The sequence below is a fragment of the Brevibacillus choshinensis genome (genome assembly GCF_016811915.1).
Taxonomy (GTDB): domain Bacteria; phylum Bacillota; class Bacilli; order Brevibacillales; family Brevibacillaceae; genus Brevibacillus; species Brevibacillus choshinensis_A.
In genome coordinates this window covers 1752834-1768387 of record NZ_CP069127.1, presented here as the reverse complement: position 1 = coordinate 1768387, position 15554 = coordinate 1752834, and the positions used below count along the sequence as shown (strand labels likewise).

The 15554-nt window shown below is 52.7% G+C and carries 15 protein-coding genes; 7 read left to right on the top strand and 8 right to left on the bottom strand.

Going from position 1 to position 15554, the window contains the following annotated elements; translation table 11 throughout:
* Positions 1–137 precede the first annotated feature (137 nt).
* The 3 genes from JNE38_RS09145 to JNE38_RS09135 are packed head-to-tail and all read left to right on the top strand — an operon-like array spanning position 138 to position 3842.
* On the top strand, positions 138–1400 hold the full coding sequence (locus JNE38_RS09145; RefSeq protein ID WP_203356271.1) for an O-antigen ligase family protein: 1263 nt from the start codon (positions 138–140) through the stop codon (positions 1398–1400).
* A gap of 5 nt (positions 1401–1405) precedes the next feature.
* Complete coding sequence (locus JNE38_RS09140) at positions 1406–3034, top strand: hypothetical protein (protein ID WP_203356270.1); 1629 nt, start codon at positions 1406–1408, stop codon at positions 3032–3034.
* Positions 3027–3842: a hypothetical protein gene (locus JNE38_RS09135; protein ID WP_203356269.1), complete on the top strand. Its 816-nt coding sequence runs from the start codon at positions 3027–3029 to the stop codon at positions 3840–3842. The genes JNE38_RS09140 and JNE38_RS09135 overlap by 8 nt, the downstream gene beginning before the upstream one ends.
* A gap of 54 nt (positions 3843–3896) precedes the next feature.
* Here the strand turns inward: JNE38_RS09135 and JNE38_RS09130 are convergent, their stop codons facing one another.
* Positions 3897–5051 (bottom strand): MFS transporter, encoded by a 1155-nt coding sequence (locus tag JNE38_RS09130; protein ID WP_238933598.1) that lies wholly within the window; start codon positions 5049–5051, stop codon positions 3897–3899.
* Between the two features lie 63 nt (positions 5052–5114).
* Positions 5115–6467 carry a glycosyltransferase family 4 protein gene (locus tag JNE38_RS09125; RefSeq protein ID WP_203356268.1) on the bottom strand — a complete coding sequence of 451 codons (1353 nt, stop codon included), beginning with the start codon at positions 6465–6467 and terminating at the stop codon, positions 5115–5117.
* 244 nt (positions 6468–6711) lie between these two features.
* Here JNE38_RS09125 and JNE38_RS09120 point away from each other — a divergent pair, with 244 nt between their 5' ends.
* Positions 6712–7845, top strand: coding sequence for a glycosyltransferase (locus tag JNE38_RS09120; protein WP_203356267.1), 1134 nt, complete (start codon positions 6712–6714; stop codon positions 7843–7845).
* Positions 7846–8018: 173 nt separating this feature from the next.
* The gene (locus tag JNE38_RS09115) at positions 8019–8846 is read left to right on the top strand and encodes a M55 family metallopeptidase (protein WP_203356266.1); all 828 of its coding nucleotides are present in this window, start codon (positions 8019–8021) and stop codon (positions 8844–8846) included.
* Positions 8847–8917: 71 nt separating this feature from the next.
* On the opposite strand, the gene JNE38_RS09110 is transcribed toward JNE38_RS09115, so the two are convergent.
* Both JNE38_RS09110 and JNE38_RS09105 read right to left on the bottom strand, forming a co-directional pair.
* On the bottom strand, positions 8918–9529 hold the full coding sequence (locus tag JNE38_RS09110) for a thioredoxin family protein (RefSeq protein ID WP_203356265.1): 612 nt from the start codon (positions 9527–9529) through the stop codon (positions 8918–8920).
* Positions 9530–9678: 149 nt separating this feature from the next.
* Entirely contained in the window at positions 9679–9879 is a 201-nt protein-coding gene (locus JNE38_RS09105; protein ID WP_203356264.1) for a cold-shock protein, read from the bottom strand.
* Positions 9880–10020: 141 nt separating this feature from the next.
* On the opposite strand from JNE38_RS09105, the gene JNE38_RS09100 reads away from it, so the two are divergent.
* Positions 10021–10185 carry a hypothetical protein gene (locus JNE38_RS09100; protein ID WP_203356263.1) on the top strand — a complete coding sequence of 55 codons (165 nt, stop codon included), beginning with the start codon at positions 10021–10023 and terminating at the stop codon, positions 10183–10185.
* Between the two features lie 59 nt (positions 10186–10244).
* On the opposite strand, the gene JNE38_RS09095 is transcribed toward JNE38_RS09100, so the two are convergent.
* The 4 genes from JNE38_RS09095 to JNE38_RS09080 all read right to left on the bottom strand — a co-directional run bounded on the left by JNE38_RS09095 (position 10245) and on the right by JNE38_RS09080 (position 14970).
* Positions 10245–11543 carry a nucleotide sugar dehydrogenase gene (locus JNE38_RS09095; RefSeq protein ID WP_203356262.1) on the bottom strand — a complete coding sequence of 433 codons (1299 nt, stop codon included), beginning with the start codon at positions 11541–11543 and terminating at the stop codon, positions 10245–10247.
* A gap of 285 nt (positions 11544–11828) precedes the next feature.
* Positions 11829–12143: a 2Fe-2S iron-sulfur cluster-binding protein gene (locus JNE38_RS09090; protein ID WP_203356261.1), complete on the bottom strand. Its 315-nt coding sequence runs from the start codon at positions 12141–12143 to the stop codon at positions 11829–11831.
* Positions 12144–12181: 38 nt separating this feature from the next.
* Positions 12182–12592, bottom strand: a complete 411-nt coding sequence (locus JNE38_RS09085; protein WP_203356260.1) for a DUF350 domain-containing protein — start codon at positions 12590–12592, stop codon at positions 12182–12184.
* A gap of 17 nt (positions 12593–12609) precedes the next feature.
* Positions 12610–14970, bottom strand: coding sequence for an endonuclease MutS2 (locus tag JNE38_RS09080; protein WP_203356259.1), 2361 nt, complete (start codon positions 14968–14970; stop codon positions 12610–12612).
* A gap of 184 nt (positions 14971–15154) precedes the next feature.
* Between JNE38_RS09080 and JNE38_RS09075 the strand changes: the two genes are divergently transcribed.
* The gene (locus tag JNE38_RS09075; RefSeq protein ID WP_203356258.1) at positions 15155–15529 is read left to right on the top strand and encodes a phage holin family protein; all 375 of its coding nucleotides are present in this window, start codon (positions 15155–15157) and stop codon (positions 15527–15529) included.
* Positions 15530–15554: the final 25 nt, after the last annotated feature.

The window sequence follows — 15554 nt, the reverse complement described above, 5'->3', positions numbered from 1 at the left end:
AATGCTGGTAATCCCCTGCTATCATATCTTATTTCTACCGTTCCTACCAACCTCTTTCCCACCCGGGTTGCGGCGGGATAGATGGATTCATTATAATAGACAGGTTAATCCCTGCGTGTAGGAGGACTACAATCAAAATGAGAGAAACCGTGTTGAAGTGGGGAAGCCAGTCAACCACATGGTTGTATTTGCTTTTGGCCTATCCTGTCATTGATTATGTGTTGCGGAAAATTCTACCGATTCCCGTCGTTTCGTCTTTTTGGGATGAGGCGCTGCTCCTCATCCTGTTGGCATTCACCTTCGTTGCCTATTTTCAGGGCAAGCGAACGATGCCTCCGATCAAGCATCTTCTGATTGCCTTTCTGGTTCTCGGGATTGCCTTGATGGTGACTGACATGGCCAATTGGGACGCCAGTGTCGAAGGCTTCCGCTCAGTCTATCAGTACATCATCGCCTTTTTAATGGGATTCTACCTCCTGCAGTCGCTGGAGCAGCTCGACAAGCTCATGAAAGGGCTCGCACTGGTAGGCTTTGTAGCCGGGCTGGTCGGTGTCATGCAGGTCGTCATCGGCGTACAGACACCCGAGTCTTGGGTACAGGAAGGCGAAGCGATCACGACTCGCGCCTTTTCCTTTGTCACGAGTCCAAACGTACTGGGGAGCTACATGGCTCTGATAGCACCTGTGGCCGCTGGGCTTTTCCTGAAGTCGCCCAGCCGGAAAGAAAAGCTGGTGTGGGCTGTCGTGACGCTGACGACATTGCTCGCCCTGCTGTTGACCGGATCGCGCGGCGCCTGGTTTGCGCTGGCTTTCTCCTTGTTCATTTGCTGCTACATCTGGAACAAGCGAATTGCTGGCTACCTCGTGCTGGTCGGCGTGATCGGAGTCGTGGGTCTGTTTTTTGTACCTGAGTCCGTTCCATTGGTGGGTACGATCAAAAATCGCATTTTCACGCTGTTTACCGCTGACTACATGTCGTCCAGTCTGGAAGGCGGACGCCTCGGACGCTGGGGTGAAGCGTACGACAAAATGCGTGTGGAGCCGTTGTTTGGGGTCGGTCTCGGCCACCACGGGGGAGCGGTTGCTTCCCGTCACTTCGGCACCATTTATTCAGACAGCTATTTCTTCAAGAGCCTGGCGGAATTTGGCTTGATCGGGATCATCATGCTGATCGGCCTCGTCGCCCAAATGCTGCGGTATGCAGTCAAAGCGATACGGAGCATGACTCAATCACCTTATTTCTTCTCTCTGCTTGGCCTCTTCGGCGGACTGTTCGCCGTGGCCTTGCACAACCTGGTTGAAAACATTTTTGAGGTGCCGTTCATGGCCCTTTACTTCTGGCTGTTTGGCGGCTTCTTTTGTGCACTATTCGTCGACCAGACACAATCAAAAAGGTGGTGAATCCCATGCGACGCAATCCTATTCTCACTACGGTCGGCTGGGCATTGTACGCCATTGCTCTGCTGCTCATTTACCATCTGCTCGTCAAACCTGCGTTTCTCGACCTGACCTGGATCGCTCTCTTGGTGTTTCTCCCCTTGCTCGCGTTTTGCTATTACGTGGTGCATCCGGATGAACGCCGCCAAGTCCTTGCGTTTACGGTAGGGGTCTTGATTCTCGACCGCGCACTCACTCGCGTCGATGTCAAAACAACGGCGGCACTCTTGATTGGCGGCGCGGTTGCCGTCATCGTCATCGCCCTGCTCGCAAAATGGTACGGTCGATTGAATTGGAAAGCGGTAGGCTCGCTCGTCGTCATTGCTCTGCTCGCAAATGTGACGTTTAATCGCGATACCCTCGCTGCTCTGAGCCACTTTACCGTGAAATACGAATCTGACCGTCTGTACAACGGTCAGTGGGTCGACTATTTCCCGATGGCTTTGTACGACGTGAACAATGACGGCAAGCAAGAGATTATTACGTACGGAAATGCCGATGAGCTCCCTCTGCCTGAAGAAGCGGCGAAAAAGCCGGAGACGGAAGAAGAGAAAAAAGAGCTGGCCGACAAGCTCCTTCACCTGCAGCCTGAGCCTGTCTCCCTGTATGTGATGACCTGGCAGGATGGCAAGATGGTTCGCATGCCAAACGACCAGATCTCGGCTGACACGATGGCTCGTATCAAGGAGCAGCTGCCGACAGACTACCCTGGCTTTCCTTATTACACAATGAAGGACGGCCAATTGGTGCCAAACGTGCAGCGTCAGCCGTACGCGGAAGGCATGCTGCAGGTAGGTACCGCTCCGTATCGCGCATTTATGCTGGACATGGAAAACATCGCAAATCAGCTGGCTGACAACGGCGGCAGCATGGATCTGCGCCACGAACTGGGCGCCAAATACAAAGATTTGCACATCAAGGACGGCATGCTGACCGGTACCTATGAAGGCAAAACGTTTGGCGGCAGCACGAAAGCTACCAAGATCTTGACGACCATGAAGCTTCCCGATGGCAAAGAAGGCTTGATCACCATGGGTGAACACCTGAGTGTCGTCACAGTCGAAGCGGACGGGACGATCAAGGAAGCCTACACACTGACCCGCAAAGAAGCGGAGTTGGCTACCGGGGAGTTTATCCCGGCTGACATTGATCACGACAACGTGGACGAGCTGCTGATCGCAGGAAAGCCGTCCTACATCTTGAAACCGAAAGCAGACGGCACGTGGGAGATCCTGTGGGCAAGCGCCGAAAACGACAAGAGCTTCCGTTTCTCCAACTACGCTGCGGTCGGAAACAGCCAGCCTGAAATCATCGCCAAGGCGAAAAGCTGGGTCAGCACTACCGACAGCCGCTATTTGAGCGGGTACGAATATACCCCTGATGGCTTGAAAGAAAACTGGCGCATCTATCTGCCGCTGATCAACGTGCAAGTCGGCGACGTCGATGGAGACAAGCAAAATGAAATCGTCGCAACCATCTACAACACCCATCGTGTGCTCGTATTCAAACAACACAGCGTCCCAGTCCTCCCCCTCACGATCATCCTGTTCGCAGGGCTCTTGGGATACGGCGTAGTAAGGAGGGTTCGCCATGCGTAAGCTTACGAAGGCTACGGCACTCATCGCAGGCATCTGCGCGGCTGCCCTGCTCGGCGGGTGCACCTATGAGTCCGGGCCAAAATCTTTTGCTTCCACCAACTTCGGCACCAAGCCGGAGCAGACGACCACAGCACAGACGGAGTCGGGGGCGGAATGGCTGAAAACCGCCTTGGAAAAAGCCAAGACGGATCCGGATGCACAATCCTACTGGTACAAAGGCCATGTCAAAAACATGATCCTCTCCCGCTCGACGACCAGCATGTTCAACGGCGCTGTCGTCAACGGCAAAGGGTACAACGTGGATGCGCGCATCGCGGCTCAGCCTTATCAGTACTATCGAATCGATGACAAACGCTACATTCGCGCGAACGATTACTGGCTGACCGCCAAAGAGGATCCGCTCGCCTTTGATGTCATGGCAGGCTTTGACGACTGGCTGCCTTTCATGGACGCTGCCGTACAGCTGCCAGATGATAAAGTGTATGGAACGGTCTGCATACCGTTCCAGCTGAAAATGACCGGTGCAGACTGGCTCAAAACGAGCAAGAGCGCTCTCTTGGAGCCTTTGAAACAGCAGCTGGATGGCCGTCCGGATCTGGACTACATCCTGAACGAATCCACGATCAAGACGACGTTCTGGATCGGCAAGGAAGACCGATTGATCCACCAGTACGAAACATGGATCATCCTTCCGCTGCCAGAGGCCGGTACGATGGACCAACAGGTTTTGTTCCAGCTCTACAAGTACAATGATCCGGGAATCCACATCAAGGAGCCGGGGGAAGTAGAAAAATACTTGCTTTACTGATGATAGGACTGGAAACAACAAAAGAGCTGACGCACATGCCGTCAGCTCTTTTTCTTATGCTTTTCCTACACCTGCGCCCTGTGACCGCCAGAGCGTCAAGCTGTACCCGCAAGCCACGAGCGAGAAGGCAGCCATCGCCATGTACAGGGCCCCTCCGCCAAACTGCTGGAACACCCATCCCCCGGCAATGGAACCGATTATCCCGGAGATGCCGAAAAACAATACAGCCAGCACCGTCTGCCCGGTCGCCTTCCACTCTTCCGGAATGATCCGGTACAAGTACTGAATGGTTGCTGTGTAAAAGATGACAAACGTGACACCCTGAGTGAGCTGCAAATACACGACCCACTCTGCGGTAGGGGCAAGTGCGCACAGCGCATAGCGAATCGTGTACAGTGCCGTCGCCCATGTGATTAGCTTGATTTCGCTCCACTTTTGCAAAATGCGGGCACTTAGTGCGAAGAATGCCACCTCGCTGATCGCCGCCAAAAACCACGCTTGCCCGACTGCTCCCGTACTCCCGCCAAGACTCTGGACGAAGACTCCGAGAAAGCTGTCATTCGTACGGTGAGGAGTCGCCGCGATGAGGACCAGCAAAAAGAACCGGAGTGTCTTCGGATAGAAGAAAAATTGCTTCAGCTCTTGCCTGGAGAGTTTTTTACTGCTCGCGGGTGCATCGGATACCAAAAGGGCGAAAAGGAATGCGAGCATCCCGTACCCCAAGAATTGCCAGGACAGCCGATTCATGCCTAGCTGGTCCACTGTCCATCCGATGAAAAGCGAAGCGGTCGCATAGCCGATAGCGCCAAACGTGCGAACGGAACCAAAGCTGATCTGATGCTGCTCGGCCACGCGGTAATTCAAGCTCTCTGTCAAAGGATCGGTCGGCAGCAGGAAGAAGTACATCGCCCCTACCAGGAGAAACAGCAGCGTGAACTGGCCGCTTGTAAATAAAAGCATGCCGACCGCAATCGAAGCGCCCAGGGTAAGCAGGATGATGCGCTTGATGGTCTTGTGCTTGTCACTTACCATCCCCCAGAACGGTTGAGACAAGATCCCGATAAACGAGCCAAAGCCCACCATCATCCCGATTTCTGCAGGAGTTACGTCGCGGTAGCTCAAATAGACGGGTAAAAAGGAAATAAAGATGGATAGCAGAGAGAAATAAAAGAAATTATAAGCGCGCAAATACTGAATGCCCAACTTCACCGTACCATTCCCCATTCTGGACAAAAATCCCCCGCAGCCGGTGGCCACGGGGGCTGCTCCTATTTACTCTACCAAGTCATCCATGAGCGCAGCGAGCTGTCTTGCTTGCTCTCGCCGTTCATACGGCTTGACCCGCTCGGCAAAGTCCGCTCCTCTGTCACTTTCGCCGCTTTGCTTGTCCAATCCTGCCTTCCATTCCTTATACAGCTGCAGATACGCCTGTTTGACAGCGTCTTTTTCCTCCGGATCGGCTACTTGCCCCAAGCGGAACTTCTCGATGATTTCTGTCGCTTCTCCGGCCTTGTTCAGCGCGAGGATCGGGTTGCCGATGCCCATATATTCATACAGCTTTCCCGGGATGTACGCGCCAGCATCCGCTGAAACGTCACCAATCTGCAGAAGGACGTCTGCTCCCTTCATCAGTCCAAGCGCTTCCTTGTGAGGTAAATTTCCCAGCACACGCACGATCTGCCCTAATCCCAGCTGTTCGACACAGTCGCGGTTTTCCGAATAGCCGGGATAGTCAAATACACCGGCAAAGCTGAGAAGCAGATCCTTTGGATCGACCTCACCTGCGTCGATCAGCTCACGGATCGCGTGCAGAAGCAAGCGTGGATTGCGTTTTTGATACAAGATCCCGGCATATACGGCATGAAATTTCTCTGGAGCGACATGGCTGGGCTCTAGCCCCTCAAAATCGGCCTGATCAAATCCATTGTAAATCAGTTCGAGGCGCTTGATCCTCTCTTGATGCTTGTCTTGAAAATTTTTCGCAAACGTCGCTGTGACCGTCGTAATGGCGTCCGCCTCCAGCATGACATCTGCCTCCATCCGCTCTTCCATCCGCTCTCTCCAGGCAATCCCTGAGGTATGCATGTTCTGCGTCCATGGATCGCGGAAGTCCGCTACCCATTTGGCGTCAAACTCACGTGCAAGCTTTCGTGCCACCAAATGGTTGGTCACGGGACCGGACGTCGAAAAGATGGCATCGATCTTTTCTCGCTTCATGATTTCCCGTCCGAGCTTCACGGCGTTTGGCATCCACAATATCTGGTCATCCGGGATCAGCACGTATGGCTTGACTTTCTTCAATGCTTGGACCACTTGTTTCTTCAGCACCGTTTTCACAGAAGCGGCAGAATGTTGCCCTGTGCCTGCTGCAGCTGCCGCAGGTGCTGCACCGCCTCTGTTCGGCAGTACCTGCCATTCCTTCGCCCGATGGATCGTGACCTCGCCAGGCAGCTGCGCCAAGAGCGACGGATCCAATGTCGCATGGTACGCTGGCTCTACCGTCAGGACATGTACGTTCCAGCCGAACTCCCCTAAATATTTGGCCATTTTCAGCGGTCTAGGCACTCCGCCGCCGCCGATCGGAGGAAATATGTAGCATATAATTAACACGTTGCGCTTATTCATTTTGTAAACCGCCCTTGTCCTTTTCATTAACATCTAAAACGATACCATAAGTGCTGTCTTATTGCGAATCTACCTAGCATCTGATATAGTGAGGATGGCTTTCTTTATAAGTAAGAATCGATGAACGTGTATGCAATTGATATCTTTAGCGCAGCATCAGCGCCTCGTTCTGATTGTAACGTGGCCGCGCTTCCAATAACAGACCTCCGTGGAGGTTTTTTTACTACGATTCGGGTGAAATTAGATGAGCAAATTACGAGTCCTCCACGTGATTGGTGGGGGCGAATTTGGCGGCGCAGAACAGCATATCCTCAACCTGGTCTCCACCTTCCCCGCTGCGGAAGTAGAAGTAGCAGTCGTTTGTTTTTACGACTCCCTTTTTGCCAGCAAGCTGAGGCAAGCGGGCATTACTGTCGTGACGCTTGATCAGTTCGGGCGTTTTGACTTGCGCCTGCTGCGCGGCCTGCGGGATGCGTTTCAGTCGTTTCAGCCAGCCATCATACATACTCACGGTGTAAAGGCCAATTTCTTTTCCCGACTGGCCTCTCGCGGGTTGCATGTTCCCCTGCTGACCACGGTGCACAGCTTTTTGCGTTACGATTATGCCAGCCCGCTGGCTTACGCGATCGTCAGCATGATGGAACGGGGCACCCGCCAATGGAACCGGCACTACATCGCCATCAGTGAAGCGTTGGCGAGCATTCTTCGTGATCAGGGTGTCCCTGGTCGCGACATTAGCGTGATCTACAACGGAATGGACTTATCGCCATACCGACAGACACAGTCACGGGAAGAAGATCGCAGCCGCATGCGCAGGGAGTGGGACATTCCAGAGGATGCCTTTCTGTTTGGTACGGTAGCGCGCTTTGTTCCTGTCAAAGGATTGCCGGTGCTCGTCGATGCGTTTGCCAAGCTGCAAAAAGAAACGGGCTCCTCCTCTTACCTCGTGCTCGTCGGTGATGGCCCCGAGCGGGAAGGCTTGGAGAATCAGGTGAAACAGCTTGGGCTGGAATCGCACGTGCGATTTGCCGGTTTCCGTCAGGATATCCCTGCTTGCCTGAACGCCTTCGACTGCTTCGTTCACTCGTCCTTTTACGAAGGACTTGGGTACACCATCATCGAAGCCATGGCATCGGAAGTCCCGGTCATCGCGAGCCATGTAGGAGGCGTCAAGGAATTCGTCTTCCATGAGCAGACAGGACTCGTCGTAGAGCCTGGAGATTCCTCCGCCTTGGCTTTGGCGATGAGACAACTAAAGGAATCGGCGCAGCTTCGTGAAGCCATGGTCAAGCGTGCCTTGGAAAAGGTCGAGAACTCCTTTACGATCGAGCTGATGACTGAAAAGATCCTGGCCCTATACCGCAAGCTCATTCCGTAAGAAACTCCTCAACGTTTTTTCCTTACCTTTCCGCGAAAGGCACGACGCGCAGCTCCTGACGAACGTCGTGCTTTTTTCATGCGAAATATTTCGTGGTTGCCTCGTCTCCGACAATCTGGTTAACATAGAGCTGAAGAAATTTTACGAATCGTACGTGAAAGGATGAAATCCAGATGAAATTGTTTCTCTCCGTAGACATGGAAGGGATCTCCGGAATTGTCGACAACACTTATATCAATCCCGATGCAGGCGTCAACTACCAGCGCGGACGCAAGTTCATGACTGAAGACGCCAACGCCGTCATCGAAGCGGCGATCGAAGCGGGAGCTACCGAGATCCTGGTCGCTGACAGCCACAATACCATGAACAACATTTTGTGGGAGTCTCTGCATCCAAAAGCGAAACTCCTGGCAGGCTCCCCTCGCAATTACTCCATGGTTCATGGATTGGACGATACCTTCGACGCTGCCCTTTTCATCGGCTACCACACACGTCAAGGCGTGCCTGGCGTTCTGAGCCACACCATGTCTGGCGTCATCCGCAACCTGTACATCAATGGACGTGTAGTCGGTGAGTTCGGCTTTAACGCTGCGTACGCAGGCGTCTATCAAGTACCGGTAGTCATGGTATCCGGAGACGATCTCGTCGCAGAAGAAGCCAAGGAGCTGATCCCTGGCATCGCGACAGCCGTCGTCAAAAAAGCAGTCTCTCGCACCGCTGCAATCTGTCTGTCTCGCGAAGAAGCGACTGCTGAGCTGAAAAAGCAAACCAAACTTGCTTTGGGCAATATCAAGCAAATCGCTCCATTCCAGACGGCTGTACCCATGGAGATGGCCGTACAGTTCTGTCATGCAGGACAAGCAGAAATGGCTGCTATCGTGCCAGGAAGCCGATACGAGACTGAAACCGGTACGGTCCACTACACCGCACAGGATCAGCATGATCTGTACACGACCATGCGCGCGATGCTGAACCTTGCCGCCGGTGCAGAATTTTTCTAAGGCTTTTTCTGAAATGCAAAAAACGGATGGGGAACGAGCTGCTTTTGCTCGCTTCTCCATCCGTTTTTCTGTTAGCTGCAGATCTCGTAGTGAAAAAGCTCTCTCAGCTCCTGAAGCATCACTCGCTGGTATTCGTCGCTGGTACGGTAAAGACGCCCGATTTCCCCATAGGTCTGATTCAGGTTTTCCTTGTAATCCGGCTGGCTTTTATCCGGATGCTTCGCTTTAAAACGATCCATCACCGCTTGAATATAAGCGGGACGAGCCCCCCATTTGCCTAGCACCTCACCGCTTTTTTTCAAGATAATCGCTATCGGCTGCGCGCGGCCTCCGTCGGTAAGAAAAAGATCCATTGTCTCCAAATGATCTTCCATGATCAAAACTTCCGTCGAAATTCTTGCCTGCTCCATGACCCGAAATAAAACGGGCACGTTCCAGATCACGTCCGGGCACCAATCCGTGCACAGGATCAAGCAATGCAAATCCTCGTTTTCGCGAATCGAACCAAAAAACGATTCGTCTTCTGCACTCGGCCATGAAAATATCTCATACTTCGAGATGAACTTCTCTTTTGTGTCAGGGATACCGCTCAGCTCCATCGTGCGTATCTCCATGTTTTCCATAAACGAATGCATTGATATGCCCTGACCCATTTTGTGTTTCAAATTCAACGATTTATCCATGTGCGGCAAATCCTCCATTTGTTCAGTTGATACGAAAAGCTTATAAAAAAACTGACCCGATACAAAGGGTCAGTTTCAACAAATATGAAAAGGTCAGTTTTCCACATAGAAAAACAGACCCCCGTACTGCGAGTCTGTTGGCTTTTTGGTTAGACTTTCGTTACGTTCACCGCTTGCGGACCCCTCTGGCCATTTTCCACGTCAAACGTTACCTCTTGGCCCTCGTCCAGCGACTTGTAGCCTTCTCCTTGAATCGCAGAGAAGTGAACAAACACATCTTCCCCACCCTCGCGTTCAATGAAACCAAAGCCTTTTTCACTGTTAAACCATTTTACTCTACCGCGTTCCATTTTTGCCTCCTAGCATGTAACCCTTACATGAATTGAAATTTTTGGCCTTACCTGCTTAGCATTACCTAGCTTTGCGCAATCTATACAGGCATGTCCACGAGTCGGGAGGTACACATTAAACGTGTGTGGAGGTGAAGGATCATGGCCGAACAAAAGGAACGCAGGAACAGACAATCTGCTCCCGTCAACAATGACATGCAAAATGCTGTGGACGAAAAGGAAATCGAAATTCGTCATCAATATCAAATGTTCCCGACTCCCGATGAAACATTCGCATCCGAAGTGATTACGGAACTGAAGGATTAAACGCGGAAAAAGCAAGAACCTCCACAGACAGCCTGTCCATTGGAGGTTCTTGCTCATCATCAGATCCGCACCACTGTCGCGCGGCTCGCGAGATCACGCGGGATGCGATTTTTGGTATCAAATAGGATTGGCGAGTCCGCCATCAAATCGGCTACCTCTGCCCAATTCGTCTCAGCAAACTCTTTTTGCACAGCGGTCAGGAACAGAGCATCTGCCCCTTTGACTGCTGCTTCCATGCTTTCCGCCTTGTGCTCGTATGAAGTCGGTACCGCCGGATCGTAGGAACGAACCTCTACGCCCTTTGTCTGAAGGAGCTTGATCAGATCGTTTACCGGGCTCACACGGTCATCGTTGGAAAAATCTTTCATAGCCAGTCCCAGAACCGCTACGCGGCTGCCTACCAGGGCTTTGCCTTGTTCCTTCAGGGCGTTTTCCAGCATGCCGATCAACACTTCAGGAACAGCGTCGTTGGTCATACGGGCTTGCTGCAGCAAAGGCAGACCCACTTCCAGCTCTCGTGCCTTCGGCTGAAGGTAATACAGAGCGTTCGGCAGACAGAATCCCCCTACACCAGGCCCCGGTGTCAGCAGGTTCACGCGTGTGTGCGTATTCGCTACTTTAATCAGTTCGAAGGTATCGATCCCAAACGATTCTGCAAAACGGGCGAATTCCTGCACCATCGCGATGTTGACGTCCCGTTGGATATTTTCAATGACTTTTGCTGTCTCCACCACGCGAATGTCGGAAATGGTCACTTCCGTTTCGCTGATGTAGGAAAGCAGCTCTTTCCCTTTTTCCGCACTCTGCTCATTGATGCCACCCAAAACGAGCGGCATGTGGATGAACTCTTCGAAAGCTCGTCCTTCGGCAATGCGCTCCGAGCAATAAGTCAGGTAGAAATCGGTACCTGCGACAAGGCCACTCGCTTCTTCCAGGATCGGCAGGATGACTTCTTGGGTCGTGCCTGGGACAACCGTGCTGCGGATCATGACGGTATCGCCCTTTTTCAGTACTTTTCCCAATGTTTCTGCACAGCTTTTCAACGGTCCCAGATCCGGGTCGCCATTTTGAACAGGCAGGCCAACCGTGATGATATAATGATTCACGTTTTCTGCTGCATCGGTGTAAGAAGTCGTTGCACGGAATCGTCCCGCGTCAATCTGCTCACGAAGAATCTCAGGCAGCGTTTTCCCCTGATAGGACTCCAAGTGATGGGAATGTCCGGCATTGATCTCGTCGACAACGCGAGGCACTACGTCGACACCAACGACGCTTGCTCCTTTCATGGCATAGGTAAGCGCCAATGGCAAGCCGACAAACCCCAATCCCACAACAGCTACGCGTACAGGCTGAGTCATTTCTGTATCTCCTCTTTCAGGTTCTCTAGGGTAAGGTTCACGTATGGGTAATTACGCGACCACTTTCAATTCGGTTACGACAGATAGTAGATCCCTGCCGCTACAAAGACGACACACAATCCTATGAGGACCTTGTATAACGTTTCCAAGGCTGAATCCTCCTCAATCTCGATCCGGCTACATGCAGCAGCAGCCCGCTCTAGGAAGGCTGCTGTCGCACTCTGCCAAAACCTAATTATACTCTCCATCTATCCCTCATTCAATCATGGTTTCTGCCGGGAGGTATCATCGGCTGTCATCCAAGTAAACGGTGAGGGGGCCTGCCACAAACACCTGACAGGCCAGGCGATAGCCCGCAGCCATGGCCTCTTTTCCCAACCGATATTGCTCCGTTTCAGATGCCATTGGTGCAGAACCAGCAGGAATTTCCATGCGCAAGCGACAAGTCGTACATTTTCCTGTCGTGCAAAAAAACTCGACAGGCAGATTGGCTCGGACCAATCCCAGCAAGAGATTGTCCCCCTCCACCAAAGCGACAGACTTCCGCTTGCCACCCTCCACTACGGTCACCACGCAAACATTCGAATCCGAAGCCTCCATGAGAATCCCCTCCAGCAACTGGTATGGATGGAGCTGCGCTATCTCGTCAAAGTCGCGCCAATAATGTAGGAGAAGCCGATGGACAGCACCATGGCAGTAAAGCCGATCGCCCGGTTGTCCTTGGCAATTTCATCGTCGATATTAAAGCTCGGTGTCATGAATTCAAAGATAAAATAACTGACCAACAGCAAAAAATAACCAAAGGTCGCCCCGATCAGCGCCTCTCCCATGGAAGCGTGCTCCTGAATCGAGTAACGAAAGATATTGGCGATGCCGAATATTTTTCCTCCCGTTGCCATGGCCACGGCCATATTCCCCTGCTTCAGCTCGTGCCATACTCGATAGCGGGTCACCAGTTCAAAGATGGACAGGAACAGGATCATCATCAGCCCTGATACGGTAAAATAAGCTGCCGTAGCAAAGTATTGATTGTGCAGCAGGCTCCCCATTATGTCCCCTCCCGTGTTTATTTCAGCTCGGCAATGGTAGCGCCTACTCCGCCTTCACCTTGCCCCCCCAGTCGAAATGACTTGACGTTGCGGTGATGCCGCAAATATTCATGGACGCCTTTGCGCAGTACGCCTGTGCCGTGACCGTGAATAATGGAGACGGAATGCAGTCCTGCCAGCAGAGCATCATCGAGGAACTGATCGATCTCACGAATGCCGTCCTCGACATTGTAGCCGCGCAAGTCCAGATCCATTTTGATGTTGTCGCTCCTGCGTTTGACGGATGTGTAAGGGGTGGCTTGCTGCTTCTGCTGCTGCACGGAATTTTGGACGTGCATGTCCTCGCGTTTGACCTTCATTTTCATAATGCCGATCTGCACGAGAAACTCTTCGCTGTTTACTTTTTCCAGCACGGTTCCTTTTTGGCCGAAGCTCGTCACCATGACTTCGTCGCCCACCTTGATTTGGGTGGCACGGACAGCTTTTGCCGGCTTTTTCACTTTTTCCTTCTCCAATTCCAAAACGGCATTGCCCAGGCGCTTTTTAGCGTCAATCAGGCGGTGCTCCTTGATTTCCGCACCTTCTGCCATCATTTCACGAAGCTCGCGGATGATCGTCTCGGCTTCTTCCTTTGCCAACTGGACAGCAATGCGCGCCTCGTCTTCCGCCCGCTCCATCCTTTTGTTCTTTTCTTCCGCAAAGCGAGCTCGCTCTTCTTCCAGCTCTCGACGCAGCGCTTCCGCTTCGCGTCGAAGGGCTTCTGCCTGCTGGCGCTCGGCTTCTGCGGTCTTGCGGTTGCGCTCCAGCGAGGCGATCATGCTCTCCACCTGGTTGTCTTCCTCGCTGATGGAGCCACGTGCAACCTCGATGATCTCTTCTGGCAGCCCGAGCCTTCTGGCGATCGCAAACGCATTGGAGCGTCCAGGCACGCCTACCAGGAGACGATACGTAGGGCGAAGGGTCTGTACATCGAACTCTACGCTCGCATTGATGGCTTCCGGCCTGTCGTAGGCATATGCTTTCAATTCACTGTAGTGCGTCGTCGCCACCAGACGTGCCCCTGAATCGATGACATGGTCGATGATGGACATGGCCAGGGCGGCACCTTCCGTCGGGTCCGTACCCGCTCCCAGCTCGTCAAACAGCACCAGGCTTTTCGCATCCATCGTCTCCAAAATATGGATGATGTTCGTCATATGGCTGGAAAACGTCGAGAGGCTCTGCTCGATGGACTGCTCATCCCCGATATCGGCAAAAACAGAGGAAAACACAGTCATCTCACTTTCTTCCTCTGCAGGGATGTGCAGACCTGCCATCGTCATGAGGGACAGAAGACCGATCGTTTTCAACGAGACGGTTTTCCCCCCTGTGTTTGGTCCAGTAACGACGATGGCTTGATATTCTCCACCCAGCTCAACATTTACGGGCACGACTACCTCGCGGGCAATGAGCGGGTGGCGCGCCTTTCGCATATTCAGGTAACCGCGATCGTTCAATTTCGGGCAAATGGCTTTCATGCTCCATGCCAGCTGGGCTTTGGCGAACATAAAATCCAGCTCTGTCAGCGCATCGATATTCTCGATGAGAGCCTCTACGGCAAATGCGACCTGCTCAGTCAGCAAATACAGGATGCGCTCTACCTCGCGTTCCTCGCGCAGACGCAGCTCACGAAGCTTGTTGTTCATGGAGACGATGACCTCAGGCTCGATGAAGAGCGTCGCTCCAGAAGCCGATTGGTCATGCACGATGCCTCCGAATACGTGACGGTACTCCTGTTTGACAGGAATGACGAAACGGTCTCCGCGGATGGTGACGATGTTTTCCATCAGCATTTTTTGGTAGGAAGAGGAGCGGGTCATGGAATCCAGCTTTTCCCGAATCCTCGCTTCCAGCTGCCTGATTTCTTGACGGACCTGGCGCAGCTCTACGCTGGCGCTGTCCAGAATGTCGCCGCCCTCATCCACACAGCGGCGGATTTCCGCCTCCAGCTCTCGCAAGCCTTCGATGCGTTCAGCCTGATCGCGAAGGAGCGGCAAATCATGATCCTCGCACATATCGAGCAAAAAGTTTTTCAGCCTGCGGCCTGCCGAAACTGTGCTTGCAATGTCCATCAGCTCCAGAGGGGCGAGCATCGCGTTGAGACGGGCACGTTGGACAGGTCCGCGGATATCCCGAATTCCCCCCAGCGGCACGCTCCCTTTCAATCGCAGGACAGTGGCTGCCTCTTCTGTACCTCTCTGGGCGATCGTCACTTCCTCCATACTCATGAACGGAAGCAGCTCGGCCGCTTTTTCTTTTCCATATGTGCATGTCGCTTTATCAACCAGCAACGCGACGATTTTATCGTATTCCAATGTTTTTAATACCCTTTGTTCCACAGCAATCCTCCTTACTTTCCTGCGTCGGCTCCATTTGAGCCTGTCAGAAATTGCGTAAGCCATGTAATCAACTCATTATATCATGCCAACCGTTTCAAGGATAATTTTACACGCCTTGATCTGGCATAGTTCGACACCCAATTAGCCAGAATGAAAACGAAACAATTTTAAAGGAGGAGTACACTTGACGATTATGCGCCATATCGTCCGCTTCATCGTCGCTGCCGTAGTCCTGATGTTTGTCGGATTTCTGGTTCCTGGCTTTTCCGTTAGCAGCTTTTGGACAGCCTTGCTGGCGGCTGTTGTCATTGCCCTCTTGGGTTGGGTCATCGAAGCGATGTTCGGCGATCGGATCTCGCCTTATAACCGCGGGATTGTCGGTTTTATCGTCAGTGCCATCGTCATATATGTGACCCAGTTTGTGGTCTCCGGCTTCCGCGTTACCATTTTAGGGGCACTGCTCGCCTCACTGGTCATCGGGATCATCGACCTGTTTATCCCGATCAAGACCCATATGGATATGCGCAACGGCGACGCCGGAAACAAGCAGGAAACGTAACAGGATTTGGAAAAAGAGCCAACCC

What these genes read in the sequence shown, in the direction of transcription:
- JNE38_RS09120 (WP_203356267.1), top strand. Translation starts at nt 6,712, where the DNA reads ATGAGCAAATTACGAGTCCTCCACGTGATTGGTGGGGGCGAATTTGGC.
- JNE38_RS09125 (WP_203356268.1), bottom strand. Translation starts at nt 6,467, where the DNA reads ATGAATAAGCGCAACGTGTTAATTATATGCTACATATTTCCTCCGATC.
- JNE38_RS09095 (WP_203356262.1), bottom strand. Translation starts at nt 11,543, where the DNA reads ATGACTCAGCCTGTACGCGTAGCTGTTGTGGGATTGGGGTTTGTCGGC.
- JNE38_RS09105 (WP_203356264.1), bottom strand. Translation starts at nt 9,879, where the DNA reads ATGGAACGCGGTAGAGTAAAATGGTTTAACAGTGAAAAAGGCTTTGGT.
- JNE38_RS09085 (WP_203356260.1), bottom strand. Translation starts at nt 12,592, where the DNA reads ATGGGGAGCCTGCTGCACAATCAATACTTTGCTACGGCAGCTTATTTT.
- JNE38_RS09110 (WP_203356265.1), bottom strand. Translation starts at nt 9,529, where the DNA reads ATGGATAAATCGTTGAATTTGAAACACAAAATGGGTCAGGGCATATCA.
- JNE38_RS09135 (WP_203356269.1), top strand. Translation starts at nt 3,027, where the DNA reads ATGCGTAAGCTTACGAAGGCTACGGCACTCATCGCAGGCATCTGCGCG.
- JNE38_RS09140 (WP_203356270.1), top strand. Translation starts at nt 1,406, where the DNA reads ATGCGACGCAATCCTATTCTCACTACGGTCGGCTGGGCATTGTACGCC.
- JNE38_RS09145 (WP_203356271.1), top strand. Translation starts at nt 138, where the DNA reads ATGAGAGAAACCGTGTTGAAGTGGGGAAGCCAGTCAACCACATGGTTG.
- JNE38_RS09100 (WP_203356263.1), top strand. Translation starts at nt 10,021, where the DNA reads ATGGCCGAACAAAAGGAACGCAGGAACAGACAATCTGCTCCCGTCAAC.
- JNE38_RS09090 (WP_203356261.1), bottom strand. Translation starts at nt 12,143, where the DNA reads ATGGAGGCTTCGGATTCGAATGTTTGCGTGGTGACCGTAGTGGAGGGT.
- JNE38_RS09115 (WP_203356266.1), top strand. Translation starts at nt 8,019, where the DNA reads ATGAAATTGTTTCTCTCCGTAGACATGGAAGGGATCTCCGGAATTGTC.